This window comes from Aeromonas sp. ZOR0002, from assembly GCF_963866995.1.
Classification (GTDB): domain Bacteria; phylum Pseudomonadota; class Gammaproteobacteria; order Enterobacterales; family Aeromonadaceae; genus Aeromonas; species Aeromonas caviae.
The window spans coordinates 1-13349 of record NZ_CAWMFQ010000132.1 but is presented as its reverse complement, the minus strand read 5'-3'; the positions used below and the strand labels follow the sequence as shown (position 1 = coordinate 13349).

The 13349-nt window shown below is 63.9% G+C and carries 13 protein-coding genes and 1 pseudogene; 7 read left to right on the top strand and 7 right to left on the bottom strand.

What is annotated here, in order from left to right; all coding sequences use genetic code 11:
- The 5 genes and pseudogenes from AACR77_RS07690 to pspA form a co-directional block, all read right to left on the bottom strand.
- Positions 1–189 (bottom strand): annotated as a pseudogene (locus AACR77_RS07690) (TIGR01620 family protein); the annotation flags it as partial.
- 49 nt (positions 190–238) lie between these two features.
- Positions 239–1645: a YcjX family protein gene (locus tag AACR77_RS07685; protein ID WP_041215284.1), complete on the bottom strand. Its 1407-nt coding sequence runs from the start codon at positions 1643–1645 to the stop codon at positions 239–241.
- A gap of 72 nt (positions 1646–1717) precedes the next feature.
- Positions 1718–2122 carry an envelope stress response membrane protein PspC gene (gene pspC / locus AACR77_RS07680; protein WP_039039018.1) on the bottom strand — a complete coding sequence of 135 codons (405 nt, stop codon included), beginning with the start codon at positions 2120–2122 and terminating at the stop codon, positions 1718–1720.
- A gap of 106 nt (positions 2123–2228) precedes the next feature.
- The gene (gene pspB, locus AACR77_RS07675) at positions 2229–2465 is read right to left on the bottom strand and encodes an envelope stress response membrane protein PspB (protein ID WP_005300084.1); all 237 of its coding nucleotides are present in this window, start codon (positions 2463–2465) and stop codon (positions 2229–2231) included.
- Positions 2466–2468: 3 nt separating this feature from the next.
- Positions 2469–3149, bottom strand: coding sequence for a phage shock protein PspA (gene pspA, locus AACR77_RS07670; protein WP_010674534.1), 681 nt, complete (start codon positions 3147–3149; stop codon positions 2469–2471).
- Between the two features lie 196 nt (positions 3150–3345).
- Here pspA and pspF point away from each other — a divergent pair, with 196 nt between their 5' ends.
- The 6 genes from pspF to AACR77_RS07640 all read left to right on the top strand — a co-directional run bounded on the left by pspF (position 3346) and on the right by AACR77_RS07640 (position 10074).
- Positions 3346–4392, top strand: a complete 1047-nt coding sequence (gene pspF, locus AACR77_RS07665; RefSeq protein WP_042880669.1) for a phage shock protein operon transcriptional activator — start codon at positions 3346–3348, stop codon at positions 4390–4392.
- Positions 4393–4528: 136 nt separating this feature from the next.
- Complete coding sequence (gene sapA, locus AACR77_RS07660; RefSeq protein ID WP_042880667.1) at positions 4529–6124, top strand: ABC transporter substrate-binding protein SapA; 1596 nt, start codon at positions 4529–4531, stop codon at positions 6122–6124.
- A gap of 61 nt (positions 6125–6185) precedes the next feature.
- Positions 6186–7145 (top strand): ABC transporter permease, encoded by a 960-nt coding sequence (locus tag AACR77_RS07655; RefSeq protein WP_010674531.1) that lies wholly within the window; start codon positions 6186–6188, stop codon positions 7143–7145.
- 89 nt (positions 7146–7234) lie between these two features.
- Positions 7235–8128 (top strand): ABC transporter permease subunit, encoded by an 894-nt coding sequence (locus AACR77_RS07650; protein WP_010674530.1) that lies wholly within the window; start codon positions 7235–7237, stop codon positions 8126–8128.
- A 79-nt stretch (positions 8129–8207) separates the two neighbouring features.
- The gene (locus tag AACR77_RS07645; RefSeq protein ID WP_010674529.1) at positions 8208–9206 is read left to right on the top strand and encodes a peptide ABC transporter ATP-binding protein; all 999 of its coding nucleotides are present in this window, start codon (positions 8208–8210) and stop codon (positions 9204–9206) included.
- Between the two features lie 82 nt (positions 9207–9288).
- Positions 9289–10074: a peptide ABC transporter ATP-binding protein gene (locus tag AACR77_RS07640; protein WP_010674528.1), complete on the top strand. Its 786-nt coding sequence runs from the start codon at positions 9289–9291 to the stop codon at positions 10072–10074.
- A 138-nt stretch (positions 10075–10212) separates the two neighbouring features.
- Here the strand turns inward: AACR77_RS07640 and miaE are convergent, their stop codons facing one another.
- The gene (gene miaE, locus AACR77_RS07635; RefSeq protein WP_042016277.1) at positions 10213–10971 is read right to left on the bottom strand and encodes a tRNA isopentenyl-2-thiomethyl-A-37 hydroxylase MiaE; all 759 of its coding nucleotides are present in this window, start codon (positions 10969–10971) and stop codon (positions 10213–10215) included.
- A gap of 93 nt (positions 10972–11064) precedes the next feature.
- Entirely contained in the window at positions 11065–12075 is a 1011-nt protein-coding gene (locus AACR77_RS07630) for a LacI family DNA-binding transcriptional regulator (protein ID WP_042863778.1), read from the bottom strand.
- 254 nt (positions 12076–12329) lie between these two features.
- Between AACR77_RS07630 and AACR77_RS07625 the strand changes: the two genes are divergently transcribed.
- On the top strand, positions 12330–13349 hold a 1020-nt coding region (locus tag AACR77_RS07625), incomplete at its 3' end, for a PTS transporter subunit EIIC (RefSeq protein ID WP_042880664.1).

Sequence of the window (13349 nt, the reverse complement as noted above, 5' to 3'; positions counted from 1 at the left end):
GACGTTAAGCGCGGGCTCCACCTCGGTGAGCTCGTCCAGCGCGTCCAGAGGCTCGAAGCTCTCCTCTTCCAGCCGCCGGGCCGGGGCCGGTGGCTGCGCTTCGCTTGCCATCGAGGGCGCGGGCTCCAGCGTCACCTTGCCTTGCAGGGGAGCGGCGTCATCGGTGCGCCATCTTGTCTGATCGTTCATCGCATTCTCTCCTGTGGGCGCCCCTCGAGCACAGCGGGCCACCCACCCGTTATTCGAGGTGATCCCCGAGCAGGAATTCCAGCGCCGCATCGAGCCGGATATGGGGGAGCGCCTGATGAGCGCTCATGGGCAACGGGCGAAAGGCCTGAAAATCAAACCCTTGAGTTTTCCACCACTGCGCAGGCGGGATCTGGGCAGGCACCTCCCCCGGGAAGAGCAGCAAGGGCTCGCCCGAGAGGGTAGTGCCACGAATGGCGGGAAATTCCCGTCCGTCTGCCACCCCCTTGCCCACCTCCGTGGCCTTGATGGCGGCCAGCGCCAGGCATTCTGTCTCTATCCCCTCGAAGCGGGCCTGACCCCGGCCACGGCTCACCAGGTGCTGCAGGAGCGACACCAGAGGCCCGTGCTGCTCCGGCGTGACGTGATCGGCCTTGCTCGCCACAAACAGCAGCTTGTCGATGCGCGGGGCGAACAGACGGCGCCACCAGTTGCTCTTGCCATAGGCGAAGCTCTCCATGATGCGGGCGATGGCCTGCTGCATGTCACCAAAGCTCGCGGCACCGGCGTTGAGGGGTGCCAGGCAGTCCACCAGCACGATCTGGCGATCAAAGCCTGCAAAGTGCTGCTCATAGAAGCCCTGTACCAGATGCTGCTTGTACTGCTCGAAGCGCTGCTTGAAGGTGGCGTAGAGGGTGCCGTCTTCGGGGGAGTGCGTGGGCATCTCCCATACCCAGGGCACGAATTGCAGCAGCGGCGCACCGGCATACTCGCCGGGCAACACGAAACGCCCGGGCTGGATGAGGTGAAGCCCGAGCGCCTGCTTGCAGGCGTGCAGATAATCGGTGTAGCGGGCGGCCAGTTCGCTGGCGGCGCGCTCCTCGAAGGCTTGATCCGCCTGCCAGTGCGGCGTCAACCAGCCTGCCGCCAGGGCTTGCAGCTCGGGACGACGCAGTTGCTCCCGCACCTGCTCGCTCCACTGCTCGTAGTTCAGATCCAGCAGCGGCAAATCCAGCAGCCACTCCCCGGGATAATCCACCAGATCCACATAGAGGGTGGAGATCTCACCCAGGTGCCGACGCAGCGGATGGCGGGTGCGATAACGGATCTCGAGGCGTACCTCGGCCACCCCCCGGGTCGGCGCGGGCCAGGCGGGCGGATCGCCAAACAGGGCATCGAGGCCCCGTTCGTAGGGAAAGGTGGGAATGTGGGCGTTTTGCTGGGGCACTCGGCGAGCACCGAGGATGCGTCCCTGGCGCTGGGCGTCCCAGAGCGGCAGACGACCGTCAATGGCCGCGTGCTCCAGTTGATTGACCAGCGCCGTGATAAACGCGGTCTTGCCACTGCGAGAGAGGCCGGTGACCGCCAGCCTGATGTGGCGATCCCGGGCCCGGTTCACCGCGTCAACGGCCTTGTGCTGGAGCACCGACCAGGAGTGTTCGAGTTTGTTGCGTATCAAGGCGGGTCTTCTTCTCCTTGTGATCACATCAGAGAGACGGCCGCGAGGCAGTATCCTCGCGGCCCGGCACGATTAGAGCTTGCTGAACTCCCGTTGCAGGGTGAACTCCTTGGAGGTCACCAGCTTCTCGATGCGCTGCACCCTGGGCTCCAGTGCATCCAGCTCCTGGCCGATGCGGGCAAGGGCCTGATGAGGTGTGACGCCAGCCTGCCAGCTGCGCGCCTTCATCCGCACCTCGGCGAACTCGACATCTTCCTGGGAGTAGAGGGTGACCGGCTTCTTGTCGAGCAGGAACCAGGCGGCAATATAGGCGGTGAAGGTGATGAAACCGGCGAAGATGAGACCACTGATGGCCAGCAGCCGCACGATCCAGGTCTCCACCCCGAAGTACTCTGCCAGACCGGCACAGACCCCGGCAATCTTGCCCCGCTGGGGATCCCGGTACAGGTTGCGCCCTTCACGACTGACACTGTTCATACCTTGTTCCTCCAACCGGGGACTTCCGCATCCAGAATCGACGCCAATAGGGTTTCGGCCCGCTCCGGCTTTTTGCCACGGTCATGACATCTCTCATTGAAAACCGTCATACCTTGTTTCTCCAACCAGGAACCTCGGCATCCAGAATCGACTCCAGGGCGCCGACCCGTTCCTGCATCTTCTCGGCACGCACCAGCAAGCCCTGCAGCTGTTCACGCTCACCATCGGCAAGACCGGCGCCAATGCGTCCCTTGGCGCGGTAGTGCAGCACCAGCCAGATGGGGGCCACCACCACCATGAAGACCACCATGGGAACCATCAATACACCCAGCAGATCTTCCATCTGTTACTCTCCCTGTTTCGGTGCCGGATTGTGCTGACCCAGCTTCTGGCGCATGGCTTCCAGCTCGCGGCTGATCTGGTCGTCCGCTTCCAGCTCGGCAAACTGCTGGGCGAGCGCCTTGTCGGACTGCCCCAGATCGGCGCGGGCTTCCATCTCGTCGATGCGGCGTTCCATGCGCTCGAACTTGCTCACCACGGCCTGGCTGTCGCCACGGGCCACCTGGCTTTGCACGTTGAGACGGCTGCTGGCGGCTTCGCTGCGAATGGCCATCGCCTTCTGGCGGGCACGGGCGTCTTCCAGCTTGGCTTCCAGCTGGCGGATCTCCTCCCCCAGCTTCTCGATGCCGCTGTCCACCGCCTGCTGTTCCCGAGACAGGGCGTCGGCAAGCTCCGCCTGCTTGCTCTTCTCGATGAGGGCGGCACGGGCCAGATCTTCGCGCCCTTTGGTCAGGGCCAGCTCGGCCTTGCCCTGCCACTCGGCGACCCGCTCCTGATGGCGGCTCACCTGACGGCCGATCTCTTTTTGATTCGCGAGGAAGCGGGCCAGGTTGGAGCGCTCCTTCACCAGTTCATCTTCCATCTCCTGGATGATCAGACGCACCATCTTCTGGGGATCTTCCGCCTTGTCGAGCAGGGCCGTCAGATTGGAATTGATGATGTCGGCCAGGCGAGAAAAAATGCTCATGATTGTACTCCTGTGATAGGCATCGGGTTGTGTCTCCATTGACAATGGCAACTTGTGTGCCAATCTGGAACAATATTTAACTTGTTGATTTATATGGGCACTCAGAATGCAGTTCAAGTCCCGGGGAAACAAGTGATGATTAAAATAACCAACTTTTGGTAAGATTAACCAGATTTTTCAACTCACAGGGGCAGGGATGACCACGGCCACGGAAAGTCTGTTGGGTGAATCCAACGCATTTCTAGAAATCATCGAGCAGGCCTCGCGCCTCGCGCCGCTGCGCAAGCCCGTGCTCATCATCGGCGAGCGTGGGACCGGCAAGGAGCTCATCGCCCACCGCCTACATTATCTCTCGGATCGCTGGGATCAAAGCTTTGTCACCATCAACTGCGCCACCTTGAGCGAGAGCCTGCTGGAGACCGAGCTGTTTGGCCACGAGGCGGGCTCTTTCACTGGCGCCGCCAAGCGTCATCAGGGGCGCTTCGAGCGAGCCGACGGCGGCACCCTGTTCCTCGACGAACTGGCCACCACCAGCGCCCGGGTGCAGGAAAAACTGCTGCGGGTCATCGAGTACGGGGAGTTCGAACGGGTGGGCGGAGCCAAGCCTCTCAAGGTGGATGTGCGGCTGGTGTGCGCCACCAACGAGGATCTGCCTGCACTGGCACAGAAAGGACGGTTTCGCCACGACCTGCTGGACCGGCTCGCCTTTGATGTCATCACCCTGCCCCCCCTGCGGGAGCGGCGCGAGGACATCCTGATGCTGGCGGAGCACTTCGCCCACGGCATGACCCGGGAGCTGGGGTATCCGCTCTTTGCCGGCTTCTCGCGCAAGGCGACCCAGCTGCTGCAAGATTACCCCTGGCCGGGCAACGTGCGGGAGCTCAAGAACGTGGTGGAGCGCAGTCTCTATCGCCAGGGCAACCCCCAGTTGCCGCTGGCGGATCTGGTGCTCAATCCCTTTGACTCCCCCTGGCGCCCCCGTGCCCGAGGTGACGCCGCCCCTTCCACGGACGCGCCGACCTCGGCAGAGACGGCCCCGACCCCGACCCTGCCGCTGGATCTCAAAGGGGCGGTGGCGGAGTACGAGATTAATTTACTCAAGCAAGCGATGCAGCAATCCCAGTATAATCAGCGCAAAGCAGCCCAGTTGCTGGCCCTGAGCTATCACCAGTTCCGGGGGATGCTGCGCAAATATCAATTGCTGGACGGGGATGACAACAGTGGCAACCAGGAGGCGGGCTGATGCCTGGCACCGGGTCTGTGCGCGCGGATAACGCGGCGCACGTCACCCCCGACGGGAGCGCCTGCCCGGCCGCCCCCCGCAACGCGCCCGCCCCCTGGCGGGCAACTTTGTCTGAAAACATGGTTCCAACATGAGAATGCTCACCCCCCTGCTGCTTGGTCTCCTGGTCCTGGTCAGCGGCTGTCAGAAACGCGATGAAGCCTCCAAAACCGGGCTCATCTATTGTGCCGAAGGGGCACCCCGAACCTTCAACCCGCAGCTTGCCAATTCGGATGCGACCCTGGATGCCAGTGCCCGTCCCATCTACGATCGCCTGCTCGAGGTCAATGCCAACACCCTCGGCATCGAAGGGGGGCTCGCCACCCGCTGGCAAAGCAGCGAGGACGGCCTCTCCTATACCCTGACCCTGCGCAAGGGAGTGACCTTCCACCGTACCCCCTGGTTCAGCCCGACCCGTCACTTCAATGCCGACGACGTCCTGTTCACCTGGCAGCGTCTGCTGGACGAACACCACCCCTTCCACGCCGTCTCCGGCGGCGAGTACCCCTATTTTTACAGCCTGGGGCTCGGCAACCTCATCAAGCGGGTCTACAAGAAGGGGCCCTATGAGGTGGTGTTCGAGCTGAACCGCCCCGATGCCTCCTTCCTCGCCACCCTGGCCAGCGACTACGCCATCGTGCTCTCCGCCGAGTACGGGGAGCAGATGCTAAAGGCCGGCACCCCGGCGCTGCTGGACAGCCGCCCCATCGGCACCGGCCCCTTCAGCTTCAAGGAGTATCGCCACAACGAGTTCGTGCGCTACCTGCGCCACCCCGGCTACTGGGGCGGCGAGGCCAGAATGGAGCAGCTCATCTACGACATCACCCCCAAGTCCTCCAAACGCCTTGCCAAGCTGTTGACCGGCGAGTGCGACGTGATGAGCACCCCCTCTGCCAGCCAGCTGTCGGTGATAGACAAGGACTCCCACCTGGATCTGTCGGTGCAGTCGGGGATGAACGTCGCCTTCCTCGCCCTCAATACCCGCAAGGCCCCGTTCAACAAGGTGCAGGTGCGCCAGGCCCTCGCCAGCGCCATCAATGTGCAGAATCTGCTGCAGGCTGTCTATTTCGAGACCGGCCAGAGCGCCGCCAGCCTGCTGCCGCCCCTCTCCTGGGGCTACAATCCCTCCCTGCCCCAACGCAAGCCGGATCTCAAGCTCGCTCGCCAGTTGCTCAAGGACGCGGGCTACCCCCACGGCTTCGAGATGCAGGTGCTGGTGCAACCCGGCGCCCGTCCCTACAACCCGGACGGCCTCAAGACGGCGCAACTGATGCGCAGCGATTTCGCCAAGATTGGGGTGAGCCTCAAGATAGTGCAGCAGGCCTGGCCGGTCATCGAGACCCGGCTCGCCCATGGACAATATGACAGCCTGCTCTCGGGCTGGATCGCCGACAATGCGGATCCGGACAACTTCTTCCGCCAGTTGCTGAGCTGCGCCGCCGTCGAGCGGGGCAACAACTACAGCCGCTGGTGCAGCCCGGCGTTTGATCAGCTGCTGGACGATGCGGTGACCACCCCGCAGCTCGCCTTCCGCCTGCGCAACTATTACTATGCCCAGTCCTTGCTCAACGAGCAGTTGCCGCTCATTCCCCTGGCCCATGCCCTGAGAACCCAGGTGAGTCGCAGCGACATTCAGGGGCTGACCCTGATGCCCTTTGGCGGCACCACCTTCAACCAGGCCCATCGGGAGTGACCATGACAGATAACCACTCCATCGTCGGGCCATCGGCGCACCGTCCCCAGGAGGCATAAGCATGTTTTTCTATATCCTGCGCCGCATCACCCTGCTGGTGATCACCCTCCTGGTGCTGACTCTGGGGGCCTACCTCCTGGAGTTTCGCCTCATCACCCAGGTGCTGGATTTCTGGCACGGCTATCCTGACTTCCTCCAGCGCATCGCCGCCGGGGATTTCGGGCTCTCCAGCGTCTCCGGCCAGCCGGTCCTCGACGAGATCCGTCACTACTTCCCGGCGACCCTGACCCTCTGCCTCGCCGCCTTCGCCATCTCGCTGCTGGTGGGCATCCCCCTGGGCACCCTCGCGGCCCTCTATCAGGGGCGCAGCCCGGATCTCTCCATCATGGCCGCCGGCCTCGTCGGCTATGCCATCCCGGTCTTCTGGCTGGGGCTGCTGATGGTGATGTTCTTCTCCCTGGATCTTGGCTGGCTCCCCTCCTCTGGCCAGATCAGCCTGCTCTACGACGTGCCCTCCATCACCGGGATCGCCATCGTCGATGTGTTGATGAGCCAGGAGCCCTGGCGGGAGGCGGCCCTGCACGACGCCCTGCGCCATCTGGTACTGCCTTCCCTGGTGCTGGCCGTGGTGCCCACCACCGAGGTGATCCGCCACGTGCGCAGCTCCCTCATCGACGTGATGAAACAGAACTACATCAAGGCCGCGGCCAGCCGCGGACTCTCCCGCCGCCAGATCGTCTGGCGTCACGGGCTCAAGAACGCCCTGCCCCCCGTGTTGCCGCTGCTGGGGCTGCAACTTGGCAGCGTGCTCACCTCCGCCATGATCACCGAGGTGGTGTTCGACTGGCCCGGCATCGGCCGCTGGCTGGTGAGCAGTATCGCGCTGCAGGACTATGCCGCCATCCGCGGCGCCTTCCTGGTGGTGGCGAGCTTCGTCATCTTCATCAGCGTCAGCACCGATCTGCTGACCACCATCATGTATCCGGCACGGCGTAAAGAACTCTATGCAAGACAAGATTGATTGCGGTCTGTGGATGAGCCACGGCGGCCCATGGGCCACCGGCGCACAGGCGTGCCCATCCCCTTGCGACCAGCACGGGAGCCTGCATCATGCACGATAAATCGAACATCTATCCGGAGCTCAAGATCCTCTCCCCCCTGGAGCAGACCTGGGCCTCCTACCGACGCAACCCGCTGGCCATGGCGGGGCTCTGGTGCTTCGGTCTGCTGCTGCTGGTGACCCTCATCGGTCCCCTGGTGATCCCCTACGGCATCGACGATCAGCACAGCAACCACCTGCTGCTCGCCCCCTCCTGGGCCAACAGCGGCAACATCGATTACTTCCTGGGAACCGACGATCTGGGGCGCGACATCCTCTCCCGTCTGGTGGCCGGGGCCAGACTCACCTTCGGCAACGCCCTGCTGGTGGTGCTCATCGCGCTGGTCATCGGCTCGGCCATCGGCATCCTCGGTGGCATGAGCAAGGGGGTGAAGTCGAGCGTGCTCCATCACCTGCTCGATACCCTGCTCTCCATCCCGTCCCTGCTGCTGGCCATCATCGTCGTGGCCATCCTGGGGCCGGGTCTGTTCAACACCCTGATCGCCATCACGCTCGCGTTGATACCGCCCTTCATCCGGGCCACCTACAACGCGGTCCACGCCGAGATGCAGAAGGAGTACATCATCGCCAGCCGCCTCGACGGCTCTCCGCCCCAGCGGATCATGCGTCTGGCCATCTTGCCGAACATCGTCGAGACCCTGGTGACCCAGACCACCCGCACCCTCTCCGCCGCCATCCTGGACATCTCGGCGGTGGGCTTCCTCGGTCTCGGGGCCCAGTCTCCCCAGCCGGAGTGGGGTGCCATGCTGGCCGACTCGAGCGATCTTATCTATCTGGCCCCCTGGACGGTGACCCTGCCCGGGATGGCCATCCTGTTCAGCGTGCTGGTGACCAACCTGGTGGGCGAAGGCATTCGCGAAGCACTCAAAGAGGGGAACGACTGATGTTGCCAGCCTTGTTATCTATCCCCGCCCCCGGACGCCCTGAGCGACCCGGCTGCGCCCTGAACGGGAGACATTGCTGATGCCCCTGCTCGACATACGCAACCTCACCATCGAAATCGACACCCCCCAGGGCAAGGTCAAGGCGGTGGACAGAGTCAGCCTGACCCTGAACGAGGGGGAGATACGCGGGCTGGTGGGGGAATCCGGCTCGGGCAAGAGCCTGGTGGCCAAGGTGATCGTCGGCATCCAGAAGGACAACTGGACGGTGCGCGCCGACCGGATGCGCTTCAACGACATGGATCTGCTGACCATGGCGCCCAAGGAACGACGCCGCATCATGGGGCGGGAGATAGCGATGATCTTCCAGGACCCCATCAGCTGCCTCGACCCCTCCGAGGAGATAGGCACCCAGCTCGAAGAGGCCATCCCCACCAGCGCCTTCACCGGCAAGTTCTGGCAGCGCTTCCAGTGGCGCAAGAAGCGGGCCATCGCCCTGCTGCACCGGGTCGGGGTCAAGGATCACCGCAAGGTGATGCGGGCCTATCCCCACGAACTGTCGGACGGCATGTGCCAGAAGGTGATGATCGCCATGGCCATCGCCAACCAGCCGCGCCTGCTGGTGGCGGACGAGCCCACCAGCGCCATGGAGTCCACCACCCACTCCCAGATCCTGCGGTTGCTGGACAAGATGAACAAACTGGGCAATACCACCATCCTCATCATCAGCAACGACATCGCCGCCATCGCGAACCTGACCGACACCCTCAACATCATGTATTGCGGCCAGATGGTGGAAGTGGGGACCCGGGACCAGATCCTGGAATCCCCTCACCACCCCTATACGGATGCCCTGCTCAAATCCATCCCCGACTTTGACAAGCTGGTGCGCCACAAGTCCCGGCTCGAGACCCTGCCCGGAGTGATACCGCCGCTGCAGCATCTGCCCATCGGCTGCCGCCTCGGCCCACGCTGCCCCTACGCCCAGAAGCAGTGCGTGCAGACGCCGCTGATGAGCAAGGTCAAGGGGCATCAGTTCAGTTGCCACTTCCCGCTCAACATGGAAGAACCGAAGAAATGAACCGGCACCAGACCCTGATCCGGGGCACCTGCCCGCCCCGTCAGCCCCTCTATCCGGCGAGCACACCCAAGGAGACCACGTCGTGACCGAACCTTCCCTGTTGCAGGTCAGGGGCCTGTGCAAGACCTACCAGAACCGCACCGGCCTGTTCAGGCGCCGCGCGGTGGAGGCGATAAAGCCCCTCTCGTTCGATCTCGAGGTGGGCCAGACCCTGGCCATCGTCGGGGAGGCGGGCTCGGGCAAGAGCACCCTTGCCCGCATTCTGGCGGGCATGATTGAACCGAGCGGCGGGGAGATCACCATCGAGGGGCAACCCATGGTCCACGGCGATTACCAGACACGCTGCAAGCTGCTGCGGATGATCTTCCAGGACCCCAACACCTCCCTTAACCGGAAAATCCGGGTCGGCCAGATCCTGGAGACCCCCCTTCGCCTCAACACGGCCCTGAGCGAGGAGGAGCGCCGGGAGAAGGTGATCCAGACCCTGCGCATGGTGGGCATGCTGCCCGACCACGCCCTCTTCTATCCCCAGATGCTCTCCGCCGGCCAGCAGCAGCGGGTGGGGCTGGCACGGGCGCTCATCCTCAATCCCAAGATAGTGGTGGCTGACGAGGCACTCTCGACCCTGGATATTTCGGTACGCTCCCAGATCATCAACCTGCTGCTGGAGATGCAGGAGACCATGGGGCTGAGCTATGTACTGGTGGCCAACGATCTGGGGATCGTCAGCCACATCAGCGACGAGGTGCTGGTGATGCACGAAGGCCGTGTGGTGGAGCGCGGCAAGACCTTGCGGGTCTTCGCCGATCCCCAGCACGACGTCACCCGCCGCCTCATTCAGAACTACAACAACGAATACCGCCGCTGATCCCGCGGCGCGTTTCCCCTTGCGCCAGACATAAAAAAACCCGGCCTGATGTCTCATCAGTCGCCGGGGGATTGCGCTCAAAAAGTGATTGCGTCGCTCGTAGTAGGAACAGGGGAATGGTAGGCAGCCCCCGTCACCTCAACAACTGTCAGATCTGACAGGCAGTCCGCTATGGAACCGGAATTGCGGATCCGGCGAACAGATGAGCTCGGCCTCCAGGCGACCGAAGAAGGCCACCCGCTCGCTGATGTCTTCGTCTGCGAACGTCTGTGCCAGGGCCAGGTAGTCCTGATAGTGACGCGCCTCCGAGCGCAGCAGGGAGACATAGAAACGGCCAAGCTCCTCGTCCAGATGAGGGGCCAGCCTGGCAAAACGCTCGCAGGATCGCGCTTCGATATATGCACCGATGATCATCTTGTCCACCACGGCCGCCGGCTCGTAGGTGCGCACATGGGTCAGCAGGCTGCGGGCATAGCGGGAGGCGGTGACGGGACCATAGGGGATGCCCCGTGCGGCCATGATCTCCAGCACCTGCTCGAAGTGGTGCAGCTCCTCCTGGATGAGGCGCACCATGGGGAACAGCAGGGGATTGCGCTCCAGCTCGGCAAACACGCTCCTGTCTGATTCGCCCATGGTGCGCTTGCCGAGGATCTCCGCCTTCTCCGGCAAGGCATCGAGCTCCCGGTAGAAGGTCAGCTTGGGCAACAGGTGACGCTTCTCCTTGGGCAGGCAGTAGCGGCGCACCAGGCTGTGGGCGGTGAGTGCCGCCTTGTTCTCGCAGTTGGCGTGATCGATAAGCAGGGTCGGCAACTGGGCGGGATCCCGCGCCATTTCCACCCACTCATCCGGGGTCTCGCAATGCAGGAACTGGCGAACGGGGGCTAACAGGTCATCCATCTGAACTCTCATCTGTTGATACGACACGCGGCGCCTGGCGCCGGGGGGCCTATGCTAACGGATCCCGCCCGGCCTGCCCACCGCCATCATGGCTCAGCCCGTCAGACGCCTGAGGGAGTCGCGGCGGATCAGGGTGCCGCTGAAGGCGGGCAGTGCGTCCCGGCTCCCCTCCTCCACCATGGTGATCAGGCGGTTGATGGTCTCCTGGATCATCCCGTTCACCGGCATCTTGACGCTCGACAGCGCGGGAATGACGTAAGGGGCCAGGGGGATGTCGTCAAACCCCACCACCGAAACCTCGTCAGGCACCATCACACCGGCTTCGTGCAGCCGTTTGATGGCCCCGATCGCCATGTCATCGTTGCTGGCCACCAGGGCGCTGAAGCGAGCGCCTCGCGCCAGCAGGGTCGAGACGGCGGCCGCGCCACAGGCGGGGGTCCATTTGCCGGGGGCGATCAAGGTCTCCTGCACCGGGATGCCGTGCCGGATCAGCGCCTGCCGGTAGCCGGCCAGACGCTCGGCGCCAGTGGGGGAATCCGCAGAGCCTGCGATGAAGGCGATCTCCCTGTGCCCCATGGCCACCAGCTTGTCCACCACCGCCTCCGCCGCCGCCTGCTGGTCCGCATAGACGCAGTGGGCCGGATGGCGGCTCAGACGCCGGTTGAGCACCATGATGGGCTGCTCATGCTGCTCGATGATCTCGTCCATCTCCTCCACCCCAAGAAAGCGCGGATAGATGATGACGCCATCGCAACGGGAATCGAGCAGATACTGGATGGCCTGGCGCTCCTCGTCGGCGCTGTGCTTGCCGTCCGCCAGTATGAGCTGGCGCCCGCGATCCTCGGTCATCCGCGCCACCTGGGAGAGCAGCTCGCCGAAGTAGACGCCGTGGTAGAGGGTGTTGGTGACCACCAGTCCCAGGGTCCGGGTGTGCCTGGTCGCCAGCTGCCTCGCCACCAGGTTGGGGCGATAGCCGCACTCCTCGATGGCCTGCTGCACCCGGTCCCGGGTCTCCTGGCTGGTGTAACCATTGCCCGACAACACCCGGGAGACCGTCGCCTTCGACACCCCTGCCCGCCTTGCCACCTCAAGCATCGTCGTCATTGTGTTCTCCCTTGCTCGTAACGGGGCGCAGTGTACTGCACCGCCCCCCGGCTTGTCGTCGCACGAATGGTATGCTGGCCCGGGTTCAGTGATCCCATTCACGGATCCGGACGCTCGCTGCACAAGGTGCTTGTCTCCCGCGCTCAGGCCGCGCACTCTATGTGGAACCGGTTCCACATTCAGTTTCATGCGCGTTCCCGCCCTTCGCGGCGGCGGGGGCGAGCAGGCCCACTTGGTGAAAAGGATCTACCTCGATGTCAAAAAACTATGCGGCTCTGGCCGGTACCGTCATCACCGCACTCGGCGGCGCCGACAACGTCGTCGCCGTGACCCACTGCATGACGCGGCTGCGCTTTGTGCTCGGCGATCCCGCCCGGGTCAATGGCCCTGCCCTCAAGGCGATCACGGGCGTGCTCGGGGTGGTGCAGGCGGACAACCAGTGTCAGGTGATCATCGGCAACACCGTCTCCCACGCCTATCGCGAAGTGCTGGCCCTGCTGCCCCAGGGCGGCGGGCAGACTCCGCTTCCGGAGGCTTCCGCTGGCTGGAGCCTGCGCCGCATGGGCGCCGCCATCCTCGACGCCCTGATCGGCACCATGTCCCCCCTTATCCCGGCCATCATCGGCGGCTCCATGCTCAAGCTGCTGGCCATGGTGCTGGAGATGACCGGCGTGCTGGAGAAAGGCTCCTCGACCCTCACCATCCTCACGGTGGCCGGGGATGGGGCCTTCTTCTTCCTGCCCCTGATGGTGGCCGCCTCCGCCGCCGTCAAGTTCAAGACCAACATGTCCCTGGCCATCGCCATCGCAGGCGTGCTGGTGCACCCCAGCTTCATCGAGCTGATGGCCAGAGCCGCCGAAGGGGAGCAGGTGACCTTCGCCCTGGTCCCGGTGACCGCGGTCAAATACACCTACACCGTCATTCCGGCGCTGGTGATGACCTGGTGCCTCTCCTACATCGAGGGCTGGGTCGACCGCATCACCCCGGCGGTCACCAAGAACTTCCTCAAACCCATGCTGATCGTGCTGATCGCGGCGCCGCTGGCCATCCTCTTCATCGGCCCCGTCGGCATCTGGATTGGCACCGCCATCTCCGGCCTGGTCTACACGGTCCACGACTACCTGGGCTGGCTGTCGGTGGCCATCATGGGGGCTTTGTGGCCCCTGCTGGTGATGACCGGCATGCACCGCGTCTTCACCCCGACCATCATCCAGACCATCGCCGAGACCGGCAAGGAAGGCATGGTGATGCCCTCCGAAATCGGCGCCAATCTC